This window comes from Streptomyces sp. NPDC058663, from assembly GCF_042716745.1.
GTDB lineage: Bacteria > Actinomycetota > Actinomycetes > Streptomycetales > Streptomycetaceae > Streptomyces.
On record NZ_JBHXRV010000003.1, the window covers coordinates 102,984 to 123,292 of the forward strand.

Below are 20,309 nucleotides of genomic sequence, written 5' to 3' on the forward strand. Positions count from 1 at the left end.
AACCTCTCGGCGTCGGCACCTACGCTGTGCCGTTTTTTCGTTCAGGGCGGTACTTACTCAGGAGTTTCGCCGAATTCCAGCACGGCCGAAGGGTATGGGCCAAACAGCCGGAACACCGCCTCCCCAGTGGCCCATCCCTCAGATAAAACGGGCATAAAGAACGAGCCCCGCCAAAAGGCGGGGCTCGTGTGAGCACAGTGAGACCAAGCGAATGCGCCGGGTTGCCTTGCTCCTGCAATTCTCATTCGAAACGTTATGAACAACGGGGCCCGGAGTGGCGGACGCCACAGGCAGTCCCTGTTTGCCTACGACAACTGCCGTATGCGAAGCGCTACTTGTGTACCGGTCGATCCCGCTACTTGAGGCGTGCCATCAGCGCGTGCTCGACCAGCGTGATCAGACCGCTCTTGGCGTCCGCGCGGTGGCGGGCGTCGGTGGTGATGATCGGGGTGTCCGGACCGATCTGGAGGGCCTCGCGGACCTCCTCCGGTGTGTACGGCTGGTGTCCGTCAAAGCCGTTGAGGGCGATGACGAACGGCAGGCCGCTGTTCTCGAAGTAGTCGACCGCGGGGAAGCAGTCGGCGAGGCGGCGGGTGTCCACGAGCACGACAGCCCCGATCGCACCGCGCACCAGGTCGTCCCACATGAACCAGAAGCGGTCCTGACCCGGCGTACCGAAGAGGTACAGGATCAGGTCCTGGTCCAGCGTGATGCGGCCGAAGTCCATCGCCACCGTGGTGGTGGTCTTGCCCCCGGTGTGGGTGAGGTCGTCGATCCCCGCCGACGCGGAGGTCATCACGGCCTCCGTGCGCAGCGGGTTGATCTCGGAGACCGCGCCCACGAACGTGGTCTTGCCGACGCCGAAGCCGCCCGCCACCACGATCTTCGCGGACGTGGTGGAACGGGCCGCGCCCGTCGCCCCGTCAGAGCTTCCGAAGTCCACTGAGCACCCTTTCCAGCAGCGTGACGGCCGGCGTTCCGTCGGCGTCCGCGCCCTCGCCCGGCTGGTGGATGGCGACCATACCGGCTTCCGCCAGGTCGGCGACGAGGATCCGGGCGACACCCAGCGGCATCGCCAGCAGCGCCGAGACCTCGGCCACCGACTTGACCTCGCGGCACAGGTGGCAGATCCGCTGGTGCTCGGGGAGCAGCGTGGACAGGTGCGCGGGGTCGGCCGTGGTGCTGACCAGCGCCTCGATGGCGAGCTGGTAGCGCGGCCTGGTACGGCCGCCGGTCATGGCGTAAGGACGTACCAGCGGCTGATCGCCCTCGTAGGCGTCGTACGGGGCGTCGGTATGGGCGCCGCCGTACGAATCGTGAGAGGCAGGGGGCGGGGTCATGGGTCCTCCGGGCATGACAGCAGGGTGTCGGCGTGCCGTCTGACTGGGCCGGTGGGGGGATTCGGTTGCGGCCGGACGGTGTGGAGCGGGGGTGCGAGGGGTGGTGCGGCGGCCTAGTGGAGCAGGCTGCCCTGGAGTTCCGCGCGGAGGTCCGGGGTGAGGACGGTGCCCGCACGGTCGACCAGCAGTGCCATTTCGTAGCCCACCAGGCCGATGTCCGCGTCGGGGTGCGCGAGCACCGCGAGCGAGGACCCGTCCGAGATCGACATGAGGAAGAGGAAGCCGCGCTCCATCTCCACCACGGTCTGGGCGACCGGGCCCCCCTCGAAGATCCGGGAGGCTCCCGCCGTCAGCGAGGTGAGCCCGGAGGCCACCGCCGCCAGCTGGTCGGCACGGTCACGGGGGAAACCTTCGGACATGGCCAGAAGGAGTCCGTCGGCGGAGACCACCACTGTGTGGGACACCCCGGGGGTGTTGTCCACGAAGTTGGTGATCAACCAGTTCAGATTCTGGGCCGCCTGGCTCATCGGACTCAACTAACGCTCCTGCTGGTGAGTGGGGTCGACAGCGCGGAACGTGCCAGTGGTGCCATTGCTTCCGGCCTGGCGGCCCTGCTGAATACCCCGACGAAGATTGGTCAGCCGGCCGCGCACGTCATCGGGCGCACGGGAGACCTGCGGACCTGTCTGGTGGTTCTGTTCCTGCGCGGTGCCCGGGACCAGGTTGGCCTTCGGTACACGGCGCGGAAGTCCTGAGGTGGTGATACCGCCGGCGGCGGGCTTGCGGACCCGCTCGGCCTGCCGGACGAGGTCGTCGTTCGGCGAGGGCCGCCAGTTCACCTCGGCCTCCCGCTCGGGAGCGGAGGCCGACGGCTGCTGCGGCACGGCGGGAGCGGACTGCGGCCGGCCCTGCTGGTCGCCCGGCTGCTCGCCGTGGAACCAGTTCGACTCCAGCGTGTCGAAGAGCGGCGTACGGCCGTCCCCGGGACCGGCGGCCGGCGGCAGCGAATCGGCGTGCTGCTGCGGCTGACGGTCCTGCTGGTGCTGCGGCTGCTGCGCGGGACGGACCGGGCGCTGCGGGGCCTGCTGCGGCGAGGGCTGCGAGGGCAGGCTCGCCACCGGGCGCGGCGCACCGAAGTCGTTGCCGCCCCGGCCGCCTTCAGGACCGCGCGGACGCGGTGCCTCCGGCAGCCCGGCGGGCGGCGCCGGAGTGGCACCGGTCCCGGGACGCTCGTACTGACCTCTCTCGTACTGCCCGCCCTGGTACGCGCCCTGCTGACGCTCCTGCTCGAAGGGGCCGTTCGGCCGACCGCCCTGGGACTGGCCCGTCCGGTGCTGGCCGGTGTCGTACGGGCCGGCCTGGTGCTGACCCGTACGGTACGGGTCCACCTGGTGCTGGCCCGTGTCGTACGGGTCCACCCGGTGCTGCCCGGTGGTGCTGTTCTGCGCCTCCCGGGCATCCCCGCGCGAGAACTGGCCGGTGGCCGCCTCGAAGTCGGGCCGCGCGAACTGGCCGGTCGCCGAGGGGTCCTGCGCGGGGCGGCCCGCCTGCGGGAACTGACCCGTGCTGCCGGGCCCCTGGGAGCCGCGCACATCCGGGCGCTCGAACTGGCCGGTGGCCGCCGGGTCCTGGAAAGCACGGGTGTCGGCCTGTGGGAACTGCCCCGTCGCCGCCGGGTCCTGGAAGCCCTGCGGCGCCTGCGGGAACTGGCCGGTCGCGGCCGGGTCCTGGCGCACGTCGGGCCGCTCGAACTGACCGGTGGAGGCGGGGTTCTGCCGTACGTCGGGCCGCTCGAACTGGCCCGTCGCCGAGGCGGAACCGGGCGGCGGCGCCTGGAAGTCGGGGCGCTCGAACTCGGCCGTGGCGCCGGGGCCCTGACGGTCCTCCGCCTCCTCGTGGCCGCGCGGCGCGTCCGGGTTCTGCCGGGCACCCCAGCTCGCGGCCTGCGGCTCGGGGCGCTGCCCGCCCGCCGGGCCGCCACCGGGCAGCTCGGCGCGAGGGCCGCCGGACCTGGGCAGCGGAGCGGGCGCGTTGCCCTGCGAGGCGTTGCTCTGCTGGACGTCCTCACGGCCGCCGCGGGCACCGCCGAAGGCGCCGGCGAGACCGCCGCGCTTGGCGGGGGCGGGCGGAGCCGCGTTGCCGAGACCGGCGCCGGGGGTGCGGCCGGGGAGTGCGGCACGCGGGCCGGAACCCGCGCCGACCTCACGGCGCGGCCCGTCGCCGCCGAGCAGCCCGGGGCCGCCCTGGGGGGCGCCGGGACGGCTGCCGGGGCCGCCGCCCGCACCGGGACCCGCGGGCAGACCGGGACGCGCGCCGGGGCCCGAGGACATCTGCGGGGCGCCGGCCTGGGCGCCGGGCCCGCCGGGCTTGCCGGGAATCTTCTTGCCGCCCTGTGCGACGTCGACGGGGAGCATGACCAGTGCGGTCGTACCACCGGAGTCGGAGGGGCGGAGCTGGATGCGGATGCCGTGTCGCAGGGACAGCCGGCCGACCACGAACAGACCCATCCGGCGGGACACCGAGACGTCCACGGTCGGGGGAGCGGCGAGCCGCTCGTTGATCGCGGACAGGTCCTCGGGGGACAGGCCGATGCCGGTGTCGTGGATCTCCACGAGGACCCGGCCGTCGGGCAGCGCGTGACCGGTGACGCGCACCTTGGTCTGCGGCGAGGAGAACGAGGTGGCGTTCTCCAGCAGCTCGGCGAGCAGGTGCACGAGGTCGTTGACCACGCGGCCCGCGACCTCGGTCGAGGGCACGGAGGAGAGTTCGATGCGCTCGTACTGCTCCACCTCGGAGGCGGCGGCACGGAGCACGTCGACCAGCGGGACCGGGCGGGTCCAGCGGCGGCCCGGCTCCTCACCGGCGAGGACGAGGAGGTTCTCGCCGTTCCGGCGCATACGGGTCGCGAGGTGGTCGAGCTTGAAGAGCGAGGACAGCTGGTCCGGGTCGGCCTCGCGGGCCTCCAGCTCGGAGATGAGCGAGAGCTGACGCTGGATGAGGCCCTGGGAGCGGCGCGAGAGGTTGGTGAACATCGCGTTGACGTTGCCTCGCAGCAGCGCCTGCTCGGCGGCGAGCCGTACCGCCTCGCGGTGCACGTCGTCGAACGCGGAGGCCACACGGCCGATCTCGTCCCGGCTGTGCACACCGACCGACTCGACGGAGGTGTCGACGTCCTGCGGGTCGGACTCGGAGAGCTGCTTGACGAGCTCGGGCAGCCGGTCCTGGGCGACCCTGGTCGCGGTGTCCTCCAGGCGGCGCAGCGAGCGGATCATGGAGCGGGCCACCACGAAGGCGCCGACCAGCGAGACGCCGAGCACCAGGAGGATGACCGCACCGGAGATGACCGTCGAGCGCTCGGAGTCGGTCTTGAGCTCACGGGCCTTCTGGTCCATCTCGCTGAGCAGCGTCGCCTCGATGCGCTTCATCGCTTCGATCTCGTTGCTCGCCTGGTCGCTCCAGTCCATGTAGGACCGCTTGGGCACCTGGTTGATGCCCTCCGCGTTGTCCAGGACCTTGTCCGCGTACTCGGTCGCGCGCTTGGAGTCCGGGTTGCCGTCCCTCAGGACCTCCAGCAGCTCCTGGGCGGCGGGGCCGTAGATGCGCTGGAAGGTGGCGAGCGCCTTGTCCTCGTTGCCCTTCGCCGCCCTGGCGAACAGCCGGTCGCTCTCGCGGAGAGAGGTCTTCGGGTTCTTGTTCTCGGGGCTGTCGGGCAGCGAGGCGGCGATGACGGCGCGCTGGATCGACGCGTACTCCTTGGCGGAGGAGAACGCTGCCAGGGCACGGGTGCGCTGGATCATCTCCGGGCTGGAGGTGGCCTGGGCCATGTCCTGGGAGAGGTTGAGCAGCGAGGTGATCAGCGAGCCGTAGGCGCTGACGGTCTGCGAGTGGCCGGCCGCGGTCTGGTTCGTGTACGCCGCGTTACGGATCTTCGTCAGCTCGTTGAGACCGGCCGCGATGTCGGTCAGGCTGCCCCGGATGTTCTCCAGGGCCTGGTCGGACTCGTCGCCGAGCTCCACGCCGCCGGTCTCGCGCAGGAACGCGGCCTGGACGCGGTCGGTCTTGTCCGTCTCGGCCTTGACGCGGGAGTCGGTGGGGGCGGCGCCGTTGGCGAGCGGGCCCGCCGTCTTGTCGCGCTCGTTCTGCAGGGCGGCGGCGAGCTCGGTCGCCTGGCGGGTCATGTTGGTCAGCAGCTGCATGTGTTCCAGCTGCTGCATGTCGCTGAGGGACTCGTTGATACGCAGTCCGCCGAGCGCGGTCGCCGCGACCACGGGAAGGGCCAGCAGCGACACCAGTCGGGTGCTGATGCTCCAGTTGCGCAGGGATATTCGGGTGCCCGCGCTGATCGGCTTCGGGGTCTTGACCGCCTTGGCCGCGGGCTTGCCGGCACCTGCCGGGCCCTGCGGGCCGCCGCCGTTGCCGCTGCCCGCGCCGAAGGCGCCGCCGCCGCCGAACGCGTTGCCGGGGCCCCCCGCGCCGCCGGCCGGTCCGGGCCTGCCGGGTGCGCCGGACTGCGCCGGTCCCTGGTTCTGGGCGTGCTGAGGCTGGGGCGCTGAGCCACGGTCGGTCCCGCCGCGCGGCTCCTGCTCCGCCGCAGCGCTGCCATCCCTCTTGAAACGTCCCTGCACTAGCGTCGCAACCTCTGGACCAGGCGTCCCACCGCAGAGCGGCCGAACGGTGTCGAGTCTTGGGGTACCGGATCATCCCCATGGGGTGGTCGTGAGTGACCGCGGTCCGGGGAATTCCAGCACAGTGCAGGATCTCCAACAAGGCCCGTGGGACGCGGTGCGATGGGAGTGACGCTTTGTGTCGAGGGAGTCACCAGCCGTAGAATCTTTCCCGTACTAAACGGGCATTCAAGGACGAGTCGCTTACGGGTGGGGGGTGCCCCAGGTGAGGGGATCAGGAGCGGAATGAATCCTTCAGGCATGCAATGTCCGTTTCTGCCCACAAGATCATCAGACCGAAATGCCGCATTTGCCCGACAACTCGTGAGCAAACTCACACGAAGATCCCGGCACATTCCCGGCTTTGGCCGGGAAGCGGATGTTTAGCCTGACGCTTTACAGGGATTGCGAATCCGACCACCGGCGCCCGCCCGGCGCCCCCACGACAAGGCGCGAGCACTCACATGCAGACCACGAAGACGGCGAAGAAGACGGCCCCGGCGATCCGCAACCTGGCCAACCCGCAGCGCACCACCCTCGCCCACCTGGACGCCTCCGGCACCCCCAAGCCGGCCGCCCTCGTGGAGTACGCGCAGGAGCTGCCCACCGTCACCGCCAACACCCGCCGCACCATCCTGATGGTCGCCCCGGAGCAGGCCGAAGCGGTCGCCGCGTAACCGCCCCGGCGCGAAGCCGCGGGCCGGTGCGGGCGCACCCGCCCGCACCGGCGCCGAGCTGCCGCACCCCCCGCCCGCGTTAGCCTGGAGCGTCAGACTCCAGCCAGCTCAGTTAAGGGGCGCAGGCATCCCGTGCGCATCGCCAGATTCTCCATCGACGGCAATGTCGCCTTCGGCGCGGTCGAGGGCGAAGGAACCGTTGACTCCGGTGACCTCGTCCTCGACATCATCAAGGGCATTCCGTACGCCGACTTCGAACTCTCCGGCGTCAAGGTCCCGCTGAACAAGGTGCGGCTCCTGCCGCCCGTGCTCCCCAGCAAGGTCGTGGCCATCGGCCGCAACTACGCGGAGCACGCGGCGGAGCTCGGCAACGAGGTCCCCGAGGTCCCGGTCGCCTTCTTCAAGCCGTCCACCTCCGTCATCGGCCCGGGCGACTCGATCGCGTACCCCTCCTTCTCCTCCGAGCTGCACCACGAGGCGGAACTCGCCGTGGTCATCGGCCGCATGTGCCGCGAAGTGCCGCCGTCGCGCGTCAAGGACGTGGTCTTCGGCTACACCTGCGCCAACGACGTCACCGCCCGCGACGTCCAGCAGCGCGAGAAGCAGTGGGCCCGCGCCAAGGGCTTCGACACCTCCTGCCCGCTCGGCCCCTGGGTCGAGACCGAGGTGGACCCCGCCGACCTCACCATCCAGTGCACGGTCAACGGCGAACAGCGCCAGCTCGGCCGTACCAGTGACATGGTCCGCTCGGTCGCCGACCTGGTCGCGCACATCTCCGAAGCGATGACGCTGCTCCCGGGCGACGTCATCCTCACCGGCACCCCCGCCGGTGTCGGACCCCTGAACGTCGGCGACGAGGTCGCCGTCACCATCGAAGGCATCGGCACTCTCACCAACAAGGTGATCAAGCGTGGCTAACACCCCCTCGTCCCCCGTCCGCGTGCGGTTCTGCCCCTCCCCGACGGGCAACCCGCACGTGGGCCTGGTCCGCACCGCCCTGTTCAACTGGGCCTACGCCCGGCACACCGGCGGCACCATGGTCTTCCGCATCGAGGACACCGACGCCGCGCGGGACTCGGAGGAGTCCTACCAGCAGCTCCTCGACTCCCTGCGCTGGCTCGGCCTCGACTGGGACGAGGGCCCGGAGGTCGGCGGCCCGCACGCCCCGTACCGCCAGTCCGAGCGCATGGACCTCTACAAGGACGTCGCCGAGAAGCTGCTCGCGGCCGGCCATGCCTACCACTGCTACTGCACCACCGAGGAGCTGGACGCGCGCCGCGACGCCGCCCGCGCCGCCGGCAAGCCGTCCGGCTACGACGGCCACTGCCGCGACCTCACGGATGAGCAGAAGCAGGGTTACGAGGCCGAGGGCCGCCCGGCCATCGTCCGCTTCCGGATGCCCGACGAGGCGATCACCTTCACGGACCTGGTCCGCGGCGAGATCACCGTCCAGAGCGAGAACGTCCCGGACTACGGCATCGTGCGCGCCAACGGCGCCCCGCTGTACACCCTGGTCAACCCGGTCGACGACGCGCTGATGGAGATCACCCACGTCCTGCGCGGCGAGGACCTGCTCTCCTCCACCCCCCGCCAGATCGCTCTCTACCGCGCACTGATCGACCTGGGCGTCGCCTCCTCGATCCCCGCCTTCGGCCACCTCCCCTACGTCATGGGCGAGGGCAACAAGAAGCTCTCCAAGCGCGACCCGCAGGCGTCCCTCAACGTCTACCGCGAGCGCGGCTTCCTCCCCGAGGGCCTCCTCAACTACCTCTCCCTCCTGGGCTGGTCCTTCTCCGCCGACCAGGACATCTTCACGATCCCCGAGCTGATCGAGAAGTTCGACGTCGCCGACGTCAACGCCAACCCGGCCCGCTTCGACCTCAAGAAGGCCGAGTCCATCAACGCGGACCACATCCGCCTCCTGGACCCCAAGGCCTTCGCCGAGGCCTGCGAGCCGTGGCTGAGCGCCCCGCACGCCAACTGGGCCCCCGAGGACTTCGACCGCACCGCCTGGGAGGCCATCGCGCCGCACGCCCAGACCCGCGTCACGGTCCTCTCCGACATCACGGCCAACGTCGACTTCCTGTTCCGCAAGGAGCCGGTCGAGGACGAGGCCTCCTGGACCAAGGCCATGGGCAAGGGCGACCCCGCCGCCCTCCTGACCACGGCCCGCGCCCACCTCGAAGCCGCCGACTGGTCGGACCCCGAGTCCCTCAAGAACGCGGTCCTCACTGCCGGCGAGGCCCACGGCCTCAAGCTCGGCAAGGCCCAGGCCCCGGTCCGTGTCGCCGTCACAGGACGCACGGTCGGCCTGCCCCTGTTCGAGTCCCTCGAGATCCTGGGCAAGGACAAGACCCTGTCCCGCATCGACGCCACCCTCGCGAAGCTCGCCGCATAAGGGTTACCGGCAGTGACGAGGAGGGTCGGCAACCGGTCCGGTTGCCGCCCCTCCTCGCGTCGTTGTGCCGGAGCCGCCCCGCACGGCGGGAACGAGGTCTAGCCTGGCCCCATGCCCATCCGCGCGGTCCTCTGGGACATCGACGACACGATCTTCGACTACACCACCGCCGACCGCACCGGCATGAGCCGCCACTTCGAGGCCGAGGGCCTGCCCGACGGGTACGACACCGCCGAGCAGGCCCTCGGCCGCTGGCAGGAGCTGACCGAGCTGCACTGGGGGCGGTTCGCGGCGGGGGAGGCCACCTTCGACGAGCAGCGCCGGGACCGGATCCGGGACTTCCTCGGCGCCCGGATCGCGGACCGCGTCGCGGACGACTGGTTCGCCCGGCACGTGAGCCACTACGAGGCCGCCTGGGCGCTCTTCCCGGACGCCGTGCCCGTCCTGGACGCCCTGGCCGGCGACTACCGGCACGCGGTCCTCTCGAACTCCAGCATCCGCAACCAGGAGCGCAAGCTCCGCGTCCTGGGCGTGCGCGACCGCTTCGAGGTCGTGCTGTGCGCGGCCGAGCTGGGCGTCTCCAAGCCCGCCCCGGCCGCCTTCCACGCCGCCTGCGACGCCCTGGGGCTGCCGCCCGGCGACGTGGCGTACATCGGCGACCAGCCGGACATCGACGCACGTGGAGCGGTGGAGGCCGGGCTCACCGGTATCTGGCTGGACCGCTCGGGAGCGGGCGGGCGGCCCGAGCTGATCAGCGTCTCGGGACTCGATCAGCTGCCTGAGCTGCTGCGCGGCAATACCCGTTTTGGAGCCCCGGACACCTTCGGGTAATGTTCTGTCTGCGCCGCCCGAGAAGGCCGAAAGGTCCGGCCGGGAGGCGCAAGCCGAACAAAAACCCTCGCACAGGGGGTTGTGTTCCGGTGGGCTATGGTGTAATTGGCAACACTACGGTTTCTGGTACCGTCATTCTAGGTTCGAGTCCTGGTAGCCCAGCTTGCGAGAGCTGTTGAAGTTCATATCAGATGCAGCTCAGCTAGGGCCCCCGTTGTGTAGCGGCCTAGCACGCCGCCCTCTCAAGGCGGTAGCGCCGGTTCGAATCCGGTCGGGGGTACAGATCCTTTCTTTCCGACACCTTCAGGTCGCTCCTGGGTGTGTCGACGCAAGGATCGCTAGGGCCCCCGTTGTGTAGCGGCCTAGCACGCCGCCCTCTCAAGGCGGTAGCGCCGGTTCGAATCCGGTCGGGGGTACTGGTAGAAACCAATTCAAAATGGTCTCAACCACCATGGGCTATGGTGTAATTGGCAACACTACGGTTTCTGGTACCGTCATTCTAGGTTCGAGTCCTGGTAGCCCAGCGCAGTAATCAGCAGCAAACAGGCCCCCGTTGTGTAGCGGCCTAGCACGCCGCCCTCTCAAGGCGGTAGCGCCGGTTCGAATCCGGTCGGGGGTACAGCGAGAAGAAGCCCTCCGCATCGATGATGCGGAGGGCTTCTTCGTGTATCCGTACATCCGCGCGCTTCGTGTATCCGTACATCCGCGTGCCTTGTGTGTCCGTACTCCCGCGTGCCTTGTGTGTCCGTACTCCCGCGCACGGTAGGCCAGTTGAACGGTCGGAGCCCCGAACCCCCGCGAGTGCGGCGGGGGTTCGGGACTTCGGGGTGAAGTGCCTTACACCGAGACGGTGTTGACGGGGTGTCAGCTCCCGCCGGAGCGGCGCAGTGCCTCCGAGAGGCGGGCCGCCGCGTCGATGACCGCCTGGGCGTGCATCCGGCCCGGGTGCCGGGTCAGGCGCTCGATCGGCCCGGAGACCGAGACGGCGGCGACGACCCGGTTGGAGGGGCCGCGCACCGGGGCGGAGACCGAGGCCACGCCCGGCTCGCGCTCACCGATCGACTGGGCCCAGCCCCTGCGGCGTACGCCGGAGAGGGCGGTGGCGGTGAAGCGGGCGCCCTGCAGGCCGCGGTGCAGTCGCTCCGGCTCCTCCCAGGCCATCAGGATCTGCGCCGAGGAGCCGGCCTTCATGGTGAGCGTGGAGCCCACCGGGACCGTGTCCCGCAGTCCGGACAGGCGTTCCGCCGCGGCGACGCAGATGCGCATGTCGCCCTGGCGGCGGTAGAGCTGGGCGCTCTCGCCCGTCACGTCCCGCAGATGGGTCAGTACCGGTCCCGCCGTGGCCAGCAGGCGGTCCTCGCCGGCCGCCGCGGCCAGTTCGGAGAGCCGGGGGCCGAGGATGAAACGGCCCTGCATGTCCCTGGCCACCAATCGGTGGTGTTCCAGTGCCACGGCCAGCCGGTGGGCCGTGGGTCGTGCGAGTCCGGTGGCCGCGACCAACCCCGCGAGGGTGGCCGGACCGGACTCCAGGGCGCTCAGCACGAGCGCCGCCTTGTCGAGAACGCCGACGCCGCTAGAGTTGTCCATGCGTCGATACTCGCGTCTCACTCTGTGAAACGCAAGTTCAATTTTCCAACGAACTTGCAACGCTGTACCGGCGGCCGCACAACGGCCCGCGGTCACCGCTCCGTACGGGGGTTCGGGCGGGGTGGACCGACGTCTCGAGTTGAGCCGGCAAAGCCGCCGGCCGGAGGGAAAGCGATGGGTAGGACACTCGCGGAGAAGGTCTGGGACGACCATGTCGTCCGGCGCGCCGAAGGGGAGCCCGACCTGCTCTTCATCGACCTTCACCTGCTGCACGAGGTCACCAGCCCGCAGGCCTTCGACGGCCTCCGCAAGGGCAACCGTGCGGTACGGCGCCTCGATCTCACCATCGCCACCGAGGACCACAACACCCCCACTCTCGACATCGACAAGCCCATCGCGGACCCGGTCTCGCGCATCCAGCTGGAGACGCTGCGCAAGAACTGTGCCGACTTCGGGGTGCGGCTGCACCCGCTGGGCGACGTCGAGCAGGGCGTCGTCCACGTGGTGGGGCCGCAGCTGGGACTGACCCAGCCGGGCACCACGGTGGTCTGCGGCGACTCGCACACCTCCACGCACGGCGCGTTCGGCGCGCTGGCCTTCGGTATCGGAACGTCCCAGGTGGAGCACGTGCTGGCCACCCAGACGCTGCCGATGGCCCGCCCCAGGACCATGGCCATCACGGTGGAGGGCGAACTGCCCGAGACCGTGACCGCCAAGGACCTGATCCTGGCGATCATCGCGAAGATCGGTACCGGTGGGGGACAGGGGTACGTCCTGGAATACCGCGGTCCGGCCATCGAGAAGCTGTCGATGGAAGCGCGCATGACCATCTGCAACATGTCGATCGAGGCCGGTGCCCGCGCCGGCATGATCGCCCCCGACGCCACCACCTTCGACTACCTGCGGGGCCGCGACCACGCCCCGAAGGGCGCCGACTGGGACGCGGCGGTGGAGTACTGGAAGACGCTGCGCACGGACGACGACGCGGTCTTCGACGCGGAGGTCCTCATCGACGCCGCCTCGCTCGCCCCGTTCGTCACCTGGGGCACCAACCCCGGCCAGGGCGCGCCGCTCTCCGCACACGTCCCCGACCCTGCTTCGTACGAGGACGCTTCGGAGCGGCATGCCGCCGAAAAAGCGCTGGAGTACATGGGATTGACCGCAGGCCAGGCGCTGCGTGACATCAAGGTGGACACCGTCTTCGTCGGCTCGTGCACCAACGGCCGCATCGAGGACCTGCGGGCCGCCGCCGCGGTCGTCGAGGGCCGGTCGGTGGCCGACGGCGTGCGGATGCTGGTCGTACCGGGTTCCGTACGGGTGGCGCTGCAGGCGATCGACGAGGGCCTGGACAAGGTGTTCACGGCCGCCGGCGCCGAATGGCGGCACGCCGGCTGCTCGATGTGCCTGGGCATGAACCCGGACCAGCTCGCCCCCGGTGAGCGCTCCGCCTCCACCTCCAACCGCAACTTCGAGGGCAGGCAGGGCAAGGGCGGCCGTACCCATCTGGTATCGCCGCAGGTCGCGGCCGCAACCGCCGTACTGGGCCATCTGGCATCGCCCGCCGATCTGACCGACGCAGCCGCAACCGCCCTCGTGGAGGCCTGAGAACCATGGAAGCTTTCACCGCGCACACCGGCCGGGCCGTCCCGCTGCGCCGCTCCAACGTCGACACCGACCAGATCATCCCTGCTCACTGGCTCAAGAAGGTGACCAGGGACGGTTTTGAGGACGGGCTCTTCGAGGCCTGGCGCAAGGACCCGGAGTTCGTGCTCAACAAGCCCGAGCGGGCGGGCGCCTCGGTGCTGGTCGCCGGACCCGACTTCGGCACCGGTTCGTCCCGTGAGCACGCCGTCTGGGCCCTGCAGAACTACGGTTTCAAGACAGTTGTGTCCTCGCGGTTCGCGGACATCTTCCGGGGCAATTCGCTCAAGAACGGCCTGCTCACGGTGGTTCTGCCGCAGCAGACGGTGGACCGGCTGTGGGAGCTGGTCGAGGCCGACCCGAACGCCGAAATCACCGTTGATCTCCAGGACAGGCAGGTGCGGGCCGAGGGCATCACCGCCGACTTCGAGTTGGACGAGAACGCCCGCTGGCGCCTCCTCAACGGCCTGGACGACATCAGCATCACGCTCCAGAACGAGCCCGACATCGCGGCGTACGAATCAAGCCGCCCGGCCCACAAGCCGAGTACCCTCCGGGCCTGACCGTCGCTCCTGGCCCCATCGCCTTGGCCCAGTAGCCCGTTCGGCCTGAGATTCACGCCTCACTTTCGGCGCCCCCCGCCATTCGTGGCAGGGGGCGCCGAACTGTATTCCGGGCCTCAACTGTGCTTGTGGGTCGCGGAGTTGGAAGCTGGGGTTGAAGTGACGCCCGGGGCTGATGGAGTCTGGAATTCCGTTAGTTGCCCCCGGCGGAGGCGACAACTCGCCCCAGATGGCACAATCGGTGCATGGAACGTGACAGCCAACTCGAGCTCCACGAGGCAGTCGCGGACCAACTGAAGGAAGCACACACACGGGTGCGTGCACTGCAAGTCCCGGAGGGCGTACGGATGGCGCTGTCCCGGAAGCTGCTGGTCATCACGGCTGCGGCGAAACACGATCTCGCCGGTGCGGCTAGACGTCTGATCAGGTTGATGAAGGACCTCGACGAGGGCCGATTCCCTGAAGACGACTAGGGCTTCGGAACTCCCGCAAGGACTCCCACAAGGCCTACTTCGTTGCGGCACTAGGGTGATTAGCCCGTTTCGTGTTTGATTTGCGGTATATATCTGCCTAACGTGCGAATAAGTCCGGACATTTCGTTCCGGCAATGTCTCCGAAGGGGAAGACGTGAACAAGGCCCAGCTCGTAGAAGCGATTGCCGACAAGGTCGGTGGCCGTCAGCAGGCCGCTGACGCCGTGGACGCCGTTCTCGACGCCGTTGTCCGCGCCGTCGTCGCCGGCGACCGCGTCTCGGTCACCGGTTTCGGCTCGTTCGAGAAGGTCGACCGCCCGGCCCGCTACGCCCGCAACCCGCAGACGGGTGAGCGCGTGCGGGTCAAGAAGACCTCCGTGCCGCGCTTCCGTGCAGGTCAGGGCTTCAAGGACCTGGTCGCCGGCTCGAAGAAGCTGCCGAAGAACGACGTCGCCGTGAAGAAGGCGCCCAAGGGCAGCCTCTCGGGCGGTTCTTCCACCCGGACGACCGCCAAGGCCGCGGCCAAGAAGGCCACCGCCAAGAAGGCGACGGCCACGAAGAAGGCCACCGCCGCGAAGAAGACGACCGCGACGCCCGCCAAGAAGACCACGGCGACGGCGAAGAAGACCACGGCCAAGAAGGCCACCGCGACGCCCGCCAAGAAGACGACCGCCACGGCGAAGAAGGCCGCTCCGGCCAAGAAGGCCACGGCGACCACCGCCAAGAAGGCGACCGCCAAGAAGACCGCCCCGGCGAAGAAGGCCACCGCCACGAAGGCGCCGGCCAAGAAGACCACGGCGCGCAAGACCACCACCGCGAAGAAGACCACCGCGAAGAAGAAGTAACCCCCTCGCGGTCGGGGTACTCACACGCCGGGCCGGGCTCCCTTCGGGGAGCCCGGCCCGCGGTGTGTTCGGCCGCGAAGAGCAGGCCCCGAACGCGTCTCCGGGGGACCCTGTGGGTCTGCGTCTCCCAGGGCCGTCAGAAGCTTTCGGGGGGCCTTCAGAAGGTCTGGAGCGTCACCAGGGTGATCGTGCGGGCCGCGCCCTCGCCGGACGTCTCCAGGCGGACCCGCTGGCCGGGGCGGAGCAGCCTGAGGCCGCCCGCGTCGAAGGCCGGGGCGTCGAAGGGCACCGGGGTGCCATCGTCGAGCAGCACGCTGCCGCTGCGGGTCTCGGGGTCGTATGTGTACGCGGTCGCCTGCATGGCCGCAGCGTACCCAGGACCGTGCCCGCCGCACGAAGGCAGGACCGGTTCCCGCCGGAGCAGGCCCTACCCCTGCGTCTGCCGCACGAAGGCCGGGCACAGGGCCTCGGTGTGCCGGCCCACCCCCAGCGCGCACGCGGCCCGCAGATCGTCCCCGGTGTCCACGTCCTGTCGTACGGAATCGACCCATTCGAGCAGGAGTTCCTCGGCGCCCGAAATGGTGTGCCGCATACGGGAGCGCCCCCCGAACGCGGGACGCAATTCCGTCTCCGGCGCAGCGGAAAGGAATGTGGTGCCGATTCCGGCCGCGTCGGTCAGAAATGCGCGCGGAAATTCAGACGCACGGATCAGCACCCGGCGCAATTCGGCGGGGCGCAGGGCGGGCAGATCGGCGTTCAGTGCGGCGACGGCGGCGCCGGGACGCAGCGCCCGCACCGTCCGCGCCCCGTGTGCCAGCGCCGCGTTGAGGCCCGCGCCGGGCACGTCCGGCACGATGCGCGCCCCCAACTCGGCCAGCGCCGCGCCTGCCGCGATGTCGTCCGTGACGACCACCACATCACGGACCTCCGCGGTGGCCAGCGCGGCGGCCACGGTGTCCTGCGCGAACGCCAGGGCGAGGCCCGGGCGGAGCGCGTCCCCGGCAGCGGGCGCGAGCCTGCTTTTCGCCCGCGCCAAGGGCTTCAAGGGGACGACCAGGGACCAGGAAAGGGTCCGGGGCGGGTTCGTGGCGGGCCTCCGTCCGGGCTGCGGGTGTGATCTTCCGTACCGTGATCGGCAACGGGACGGGCCCATTGTCGCCCGGGGCGCCGGTAACCAGGAGGCCCGGCCCCGGGCCCGGGGCGTACGGTGTTCTCGACAGACAAGGGACCCGGGGCGACACTTGTCCGCCCGAACGGGCGCACAGGTGCACACGGGGTGCAGTGGCCAGGGTCCCAGAGGAAGGTGTCCGAGTGTCCCGCCGCAGAATCGGCTTCTGGTACCGCCTGGCCGCGGTCATCGCCAAACCCCCGCTGCTTGTTCTGTTCAAGCGGGACTGGCGCGGAATGGAGCACATTCCGGCGGACGGCGGGTTCATCACCGCGGTGAACCACAACTCGTATGTGGATCCGCTGTCCTACGCGCACTGGCAGTACAACACCGGCCGGGTGCCGCGCTTCCTCGCCAAGGCAGGGCTCTTCAAGACCCCGTTCGTCGGCATGATGCTGCGCGGGACCGGCCAGATCCCGGTCTACCGCGAGACCACCGACGCCATGACCGCCTTCCGCGCGGCCATCGCCGCCATCGAGCGCGGCGAATGCGTCGCCTTCTACCCGGAGGGCACCCTCACCCGCGACCCCGACATGTGGCCGATGGCGGGCAAGACCGGCGCCGCCCGGGTCGCGCTGGCCACCCGGGTGCCCGTCGTGCCCGTCGCGCAGTGGGGCGCCAACCTGGCCATGCCGCCGTACGCCAAGGGCAGGAAGACGTACTTCTTCCCCCGCAAGACCCTCACGGTGCAGGCCGGGCCGCCGGTCGACCTGGAGCGGTTCTACGACAAGGAACCGACGCCGGACGTGCTGCGCGAGGCGACCGAGGTCATCATGGCCGCCATCACCGCACTTCTCGCCGAGGTACGGCAGGAGCCGGTCCCCGCCCAGGTGTACGACCACCGCAAGGCGCGGGCCGAGCAGCGCCGCAAGGCAGCGGCCCACAAGCAGGCGGTCAAGGACCGGGCGCAGAACGGCAAGTCGGGAGAGAACGCACAGTGACAAAGGCCGCCGTCTTCGGAAACGGCTCCTGGGGGACCGCCTTCGGCATGGTGCTCGCCGACGCGGGCTGCGAGGTCTCCCTCTGGGGCCGCAACGCCTCCCGCGCCGACGTCATCAACGCCACGCGGACGAATCCCGAGTACCTGCCCGGGGTCACGCTCCCGGACGGCATCACGGCCACCGCCGACGCCGCCGGGGCCGCCGCCGGAGCGGACTTCGTCGTCCTCGCCGTCCCCTCGCAGACCCTGCGCGAGAACCTCGGCGGCTGGAAGGACCTGCTGGACGCCGACTCCGTCCTCGTCTCCCTGATGAAGGGCGTCGAACTCGGCACCGCCAAGCGGATGAGCGAGGTCATCGCCGAGGTCGCCGGAGTCCCGGACGACCGGGTCGCCGTGCTCAGCGGGCCCAACCTCTCCAAGGAGATCGCCGCCAGGCACCCCGCCGCCGCGGTCGTCGCCTGCCGGGACGAGGAGGCGGCCGTACGGTTCCAGGCCGCCTGCCACACCCCGTACTTCCGCCCGTACACCACCACCGACGTGGTGGGCGTCGAGCTGGGCGGCGCGGTCAAGAACGTCATCGCGCTGGCCGTCGGCATCGCCAACGGCATGGGGCTCGGCGACAACACCAAGGCCTCGCTGATCACCCGCGGCCTCGCCGAGACCACCCGGCTCGGCCTGGCGATGGGCGCCGACGCGCACACCTTCGCCGGCCTCGCGGGCATGGGCGACCTGGTCGCCACCTGCTCCTCGCCGCTGTCCCGCAACAACACCTTCGGCATGAACCTGGGCCGCGGCATGACCCTCCAGGAGGCGGTCGCCGCCACCAAGCAGACCGCCGAGGGCGTCAAGTCCTGCGAGTCCGTACTCGATCTGGCGCGGCGGCACGGGGTGGAGATGCCGATCACCGAGACGGTGGTGAGCATCGTCCACGAGGGCAAGCCGCCGCTGGTCGCCGTGAAGGAGCTCATGTCCCGCAGCGCCAAGCCGGAGCGCTAGCGCCGAGTCGCCAAGCAGGAGCGATGGCACCGAGTCGCCGAGCAGGAGCGCCGGCGCCGAGCCGGAACGCTCGGTTCCCACGGCTCTGCTGCCGGGGGCACCTCGGCGCACCTCGGGTACCCTCAAGCCGATATGAGCAGCGAGAACCTCCCCCAGAGCCCTGAGCAGGAGCCCCGCAAGCCGCGCGTGGCCGTCGTCTTCGGCGGCCGTAGCTCCGAGCACGGCATTTCGATCGTCACGGCCGGGGCCATCATGCAGGCCATCGACCGCGAGAAGTACGACGTGCTGCCGATCGGCATCACCACGGACGGGCGTTGGGTGCTGACCGCCGACGCGCCGGACCGCATGGCGATCACCGACCGCAGGATGCCCGACATGGAGCAGATCGTGGAGTCGGCCGACGGCAGCGTCGTGCTCTCCGCGGACCCGGCAAGCCGCGAGGTCCTCTACCACGAGCCGGGATCCGTGCCCAAGGCGCTCGGCGAGGTCGACGTCGTCTTCCCGATGCTGCACGGCCCGTACGGCGAGGACGGCACGCTCCAGGGCCTGCTGGAGCTCTCCGGCGTCCCGTACGTCGGCTCCGGCGTGCTCGCCTCGGCCGTCGGCCAGGACAAGGAGTACATGAAGCGGGTCTTCCTGTCCTTCGGGCTGCCGGTCGGACCCTACGAGGTGATCCGCCCGCGCGAGTGGGCCGCCGACCCGGCCGCCGCCCGCAAGCGGATCGTCGACTTCGCAGGCGAGCACGGCTGGCCGCTCTTCGTGAAGCCCGCCCGCGGCGGATCCTCGATGGGCATCACCAAGGTGAGTGACCTTTCGGGGCTGGACGAGGCGATCGCCGAGGCACAGCGCCACGACCCCAAGGTGCTCGTCGAGTCGCTGCTCACGGGGCGCGAGATCGAGTGCGGGGTGCTGGAGTTCGAGGACGGGCCGCGGGCGAGCGTGCCCGCCGAGATCCCGCCGGTCTCCGCCCACGACTTCTACGACTTCGAGGCCAAGTACATCGACTCCGCGGCCGGCATCGTGCCCGCGCCGCTGACCGGCGAGCAAACCGCCGAGCTGCAGCGCCTCGCGGTCGCGGCCTTCGACGCCGCGTCCTGCGAAGGCCTGGTCAGGGCGGACTTCTTCCTCCAGGACAACGGCGAGTTCGTGATCAACGAGATCAACACGATGCCGGGGTTCACCCCGATCTCGATGTACCCGCGGATGTGGCAGGAGAGCGGAGTGCCCTACGCGGAGCTGGTGGACCGGCTGATCCAGGCGGCACTGCGCCGTCCGACCGGGCTGCGCTAGGCGGCCGGGGGGCCGCGCCAGGACGCGGCCCCCTGCTGCCGGGGAGGGCCCGGTCAGAACTTCGGGTCCGCCAGGGACTTGGGCACCGTGTCGGCGATGGGCTTGGCGAAGTCGACCAGGATGCCCGCGTCCGCACGGTACGACGCGGGGACCAGCAGTTCCACATAGGCCTCGCGGTACGTCGTGATGAAGCGGAGCCCGTCGTCGCCCCGGTCGTCCAGCACCCAGCTCACCCCGTTCACCTCCATCCCGTGCGCCGTCGGGTCGCCCACCTTCTCGGGCCGGTCGATCCCGCAGCGCAGTACGATCGTCGGGTCGCCCCAGCCCGCGGTGAACGGGGACCCGGGCGACAGCTCGGTGCGTCCGACGTCCTCGATGACCTTGTCGGGGAGTTCCTTGTGGAGCGCCTCGCAGTACTTCGCGACCTCCGCGGGCGGCGTGGGAACCGGCGCCCCGGCCGTCACGTCGGTGGGAGAACAGGCGACGGCCGCCGACAGCAGGAGCGCCGCGGCGGCCGGTATCCGGAACGGCCGGTGGTTCGAAGAGGTCACCGGGCCAGGGTAGACGGGGGTTACAGGTGGACGACCGGGCAGGTCAGCGTGCGGGTGATGCCGTCCACCTGCTGGATCTTGGCGACCACCATGCGACCGAGCTCGTCCACCGTGTCCGACTGGGCACGGACGATGACGTCGTAGGGTCCGGTGACGTCCTCGGCCTGGATGACTCCCGCTATTTTGCCGATCGTGTCGGCGACGGTCGATGCCTTGCCGACTTCGGTCTGGATGAGGATGTATGCCTGTACCACGGAACCTCCAAGGCGGCCACGAGGATCATGTGGGGTGGGAAAGAGACGCCACCGTACCGTGTCGTCGCGGGCGGTGGGGAGAGTTGCGCGGC

At 70.2% G+C, this 20,309-nt stretch carries 20 protein-coding genes and 5 tRNA genes; 16 read left to right on the top strand and 9 right to left on the bottom strand.

Annotated elements, in window-relative coordinates; genetic code table 11:
* Positions 1-355: 355 nt before the first annotated feature.
* The 4 genes from ACFWVV_RS03280 to ACFWVV_RS03295 all read right to left on the bottom strand — a co-directional run bounded on the left by ACFWVV_RS03280 (position 356) and on the right by ACFWVV_RS03295 (position 5,965).
* Positions 356-943: an ATP/GTP-binding protein gene (locus ACFWVV_RS03280; protein ID WP_362416163.1), complete on the bottom strand. Its 588-nt coding sequence runs from the start codon at positions 941-943 to the stop codon at positions 356-358.
* Positions 924-1,340, bottom strand: coding sequence for a DUF742 domain-containing protein (locus ACFWVV_RS03285; protein ID WP_362416166.1), 417 nt, complete (start codon positions 1,338-1,340; stop codon positions 924-926). The genes ACFWVV_RS03280 and ACFWVV_RS03285 overlap by 20 nt, the downstream gene beginning before the upstream one ends.
* Positions 1,341-1,453: 113 nt before the next feature.
* A complete protein-coding gene (locus ACFWVV_RS03290; RefSeq protein ID WP_185034582.1) occupies positions 1,454-1,867 on the bottom strand; it encodes a roadblock/LC7 domain-containing protein in 414 nt (137 codons plus the stop codon).
* Between the two features lie 9 nt (positions 1,868-1,876).
* A complete protein-coding gene (locus ACFWVV_RS03295; protein ID WP_384344386.1) occupies positions 1,877-5,965 on the bottom strand; it encodes a nitrate- and nitrite sensing domain-containing protein in 4,089 nt (1,362 codons plus the stop codon).
* A 503-nt stretch (positions 5,966-6,468) separates the two neighbouring features.
* Here ACFWVV_RS03295 and ACFWVV_RS03300 point away from each other — a divergent pair.
* The 9 genes from ACFWVV_RS03300 to ACFWVV_RS03340 all read left to right on the top strand — a co-directional run bounded on the left by ACFWVV_RS03300 (position 6,469) and on the right by ACFWVV_RS03340 (position 10,529).
* The gene (locus ACFWVV_RS03300; protein WP_384344389.1) at positions 6,469-6,681 is read left to right on the top strand and encodes a hypothetical protein; all 213 of its coding nucleotides are present in this window, start codon (positions 6,469-6,471) and stop codon (positions 6,679-6,681) included.
* 132 nt (positions 6,682-6,813) lie between these two features.
* The gene (locus ACFWVV_RS03305; RefSeq protein WP_384344392.1) at positions 6,814-7,599 is read left to right on the top strand and encodes a fumarylacetoacetate hydrolase family protein; all 786 of its coding nucleotides are present in this window, start codon (positions 6,814-6,816) and stop codon (positions 7,597-7,599) included.
* The gene (gene gltX, locus ACFWVV_RS03310) at positions 7,592-9,079 is read left to right on the top strand and encodes a glutamate--tRNA ligase (RefSeq protein WP_384344395.1); all 1,488 of its coding nucleotides are present in this window, start codon (positions 7,592-7,594) and stop codon (positions 9,077-9,079) included. Before ACFWVV_RS03305 ends, gltX begins: the two co-directional genes overlap by 8 nt.
* Positions 9,080-9,190: 111 nt before the next feature.
* Entirely contained in the window at positions 9,191-9,910 is a 720-nt protein-coding gene (locus tag ACFWVV_RS03315) for an HAD family hydrolase (protein WP_384344399.1), read from the top strand.
* 90 nt (positions 9,911-10,000) lie between these two features.
* Positions 10,001-10,072 (top strand) — tRNA-Gln (locus ACFWVV_RS03320).
* 45 nt (positions 10,073-10,117) lie between these two features.
* A tRNA-Glu gene (locus ACFWVV_RS03325) sits at positions 10,118-10,190 on the top strand.
* 63 nt (positions 10,191-10,253) lie between these two features.
* A tRNA-Glu gene (locus tag ACFWVV_RS03330) sits at positions 10,254-10,326 on the top strand.
* 36 nt (positions 10,327-10,362) lie between these two features.
* Positions 10,363-10,434: transfer RNA gene (locus tag ACFWVV_RS03335), tRNA-Gln, on the top strand.
* Between the two features lie 22 nt (positions 10,435-10,456).
* Positions 10,457-10,529, top strand: a tRNA-Glu gene (locus ACFWVV_RS03340).
* 245 nt (positions 10,530-10,774) lie between these two features.
* On the opposite strand, the gene ndgR is transcribed toward ACFWVV_RS03340, so the two are convergent.
* The gene (ndgR, locus tag ACFWVV_RS03345; protein WP_384344401.1) at positions 10,775-11,497 is read right to left on the bottom strand and encodes an IclR family transcriptional regulator NdgR; all 723 of its coding nucleotides are present in this window, start codon (positions 11,495-11,497) and stop codon (positions 10,775-10,777) included.
* Positions 11,498-11,671: 174 nt separating this feature from the next.
* Between ndgR and leuC the strand changes: the two genes are divergently transcribed.
* The 4 genes from leuC to ACFWVV_RS03365 all read left to right on the top strand — a co-directional run bounded on the left by leuC (position 11,672) and on the right by ACFWVV_RS03365 (position 15,018).
* Complete coding sequence (gene leuC / locus ACFWVV_RS03350; protein ID WP_384344404.1) at positions 11,672-13,102, top strand: 3-isopropylmalate dehydratase large subunit; 1,431 nt, start codon at positions 11,672-11,674, stop codon at positions 13,100-13,102.
* A gap of 5 nt (positions 13,103-13,107) precedes the next feature.
* A complete protein-coding gene (gene leuD / locus ACFWVV_RS03355) occupies positions 13,108-13,701 on the top strand; it encodes a 3-isopropylmalate dehydratase small subunit (protein WP_384344407.1) in 594 nt (197 codons plus the stop codon).
* 245 nt (positions 13,702-13,946) lie between these two features.
* The gene (locus ACFWVV_RS03360) at positions 13,947-14,174 is read left to right on the top strand and encodes a hypothetical protein (RefSeq protein WP_384344410.1); all 228 of its coding nucleotides are present in this window, start codon (positions 13,947-13,949) and stop codon (positions 14,172-14,174) included.
* A 154-nt stretch (positions 14,175-14,328) separates the two neighbouring features.
* Positions 14,329-15,018 carry an HU family DNA-binding protein gene (locus tag ACFWVV_RS03365; protein WP_384344413.1) on the top strand — a complete coding sequence of 230 codons (690 nt, stop codon included), beginning with the start codon at positions 14,329-14,331 and terminating at the stop codon, positions 15,016-15,018.
* Between the two features lie 157 nt (positions 15,019-15,175).
* On the opposite strand, the gene ACFWVV_RS03370 is transcribed toward ACFWVV_RS03365, so the two are convergent.
* Positions 15,176-15,379 carry a hypothetical protein gene (locus ACFWVV_RS03370; protein ID WP_384344416.1) on the bottom strand — a complete coding sequence of 68 codons (204 nt, stop codon included), beginning with the start codon at positions 15,377-15,379 and terminating at the stop codon, positions 15,176-15,178.
* Positions 15,380-15,445: 66 nt separating this feature from the next.
* The gene (gene cofC / locus ACFWVV_RS03375; RefSeq protein ID WP_384344419.1) at positions 15,446-16,171 is read right to left on the bottom strand and encodes a 2-phospho-L-lactate guanylyltransferase; all 726 of its coding nucleotides are present in this window, start codon (positions 16,169-16,171) and stop codon (positions 15,446-15,448) included.
* Positions 16,172-16,329: 158 nt separating this feature from the next.
* Here cofC and ACFWVV_RS03380 point away from each other — a divergent pair, with 158 nt between their 5' ends.
* The 3 genes from ACFWVV_RS03380 (at position 16,330) to ACFWVV_RS03390 (ending at position 19,412) form a co-directional block, all read left to right on the top strand.
* Positions 16,330-17,127 (top strand): lysophospholipid acyltransferase family protein, encoded by a 798-nt coding sequence (locus ACFWVV_RS03380; RefSeq protein WP_384344422.1) that lies wholly within the window; start codon positions 16,330-16,332, stop codon positions 17,125-17,127.
* A gap of 47 nt (positions 17,128-17,174) precedes the next feature.
* Entirely contained in the window at positions 17,175-18,122 is a 948-nt protein-coding gene (locus ACFWVV_RS03385) for an NAD(P)H-dependent glycerol-3-phosphate dehydrogenase (protein ID WP_384344651.1), read from the top strand.
* A 132-nt stretch (positions 18,123-18,254) separates the two neighbouring features.
* Complete coding sequence (locus ACFWVV_RS03390; protein WP_384344425.1) at positions 18,255-19,412, top strand: D-alanine--D-alanine ligase family protein; 1,158 nt, start codon at positions 18,255-18,257, stop codon at positions 19,410-19,412.
* A gap of 53 nt (positions 19,413-19,465) precedes the next feature.
* On the opposite strand, the gene ACFWVV_RS03395 is transcribed toward ACFWVV_RS03390, so the two are convergent.
* Together ACFWVV_RS03395 and ACFWVV_RS03400 are read right to left on the bottom strand one after the other, a co-directional pair.
* Entirely contained in the window at positions 19,466-19,963 is a 498-nt protein-coding gene (locus tag ACFWVV_RS03395) for a DUF3515 domain-containing protein (protein ID WP_384344428.1), read from the bottom strand.
* 20 nt (positions 19,964-19,983) lie between these two features.
* The gene (locus tag ACFWVV_RS03400) at positions 19,984-20,217 is read right to left on the bottom strand and encodes an Lrp/AsnC ligand binding domain-containing protein (protein ID WP_384344431.1); all 234 of its coding nucleotides are present in this window, start codon (positions 20,215-20,217) and stop codon (positions 19,984-19,986) included.
* Positions 20,218-20,309: the final 92 nt, after the last annotated feature.

Excerpts from the sequence above, each read along its gene's own strand:
- ACFWVV_RS03285 (WP_362416166.1), bottom strand. The coding sequence starts at position 1,340 with ATGACCCCGCCCCCTGCCTCTCACGATTCGTACGGCGGCGCCCATACC.
- ACFWVV_RS03290 (WP_185034582.1), bottom strand. The coding sequence starts at position 1,867 with ATGAGCCAGGCGGCCCAGAATCTGAACTGGTTGATCACCAACTTCGTG.
- ACFWVV_RS03300 (WP_384344389.1), top strand. The coding sequence starts at position 6,469 with ATGCAGACCACGAAGACGGCGAAGAAGACGGCCCCGGCGATCCGCAAC.
- ACFWVV_RS03315 (WP_384344399.1), top strand. The coding sequence starts at position 9,191 with ATGCCCATCCGCGCGGTCCTCTGGGACATCGACGACACGATCTTCGAC.
- ndgR (WP_384344401.1), bottom strand. The coding sequence starts at position 11,497 with ATGGACAACTCTAGCGGCGTCGGCGTTCTCGACAAGGCGGCGCTCGTG.
- leuC (WP_384344404.1), top strand. The coding sequence starts at position 11,672 with ATGGGTAGGACACTCGCGGAGAAGGTCTGGGACGACCATGTCGTCCGG.
- leuD (WP_384344407.1), top strand. The coding sequence starts at position 13,108 with ATGGAAGCTTTCACCGCGCACACCGGCCGGGCCGTCCCGCTGCGCCGC.
- ACFWVV_RS03360 (WP_384344410.1), top strand. The coding sequence starts at position 13,947 with ATGGAACGTGACAGCCAACTCGAGCTCCACGAGGCAGTCGCGGACCAA.
- ACFWVV_RS03370 (WP_384344416.1), bottom strand. The coding sequence starts at position 15,379 with ATGCAGGCGACCGCGTACACATACGACCCCGAGACCCGCAGCGGCAGC.
- cofC (WP_384344419.1), bottom strand. The coding sequence starts at position 16,171 with ATGGGCCCGTCCCGTTGCCGATCACGGTACGGAAGATCACACCCGCAG.
- ACFWVV_RS03385 (WP_384344651.1), top strand. The coding sequence starts at position 17,175 with ATGGTGCTCGCCGACGCGGGCTGCGAGGTCTCCCTCTGGGGCCGCAAC.
- ACFWVV_RS03390 (WP_384344425.1), top strand. The coding sequence starts at position 18,255 with ATGAGCAGCGAGAACCTCCCCCAGAGCCCTGAGCAGGAGCCCCGCAAG.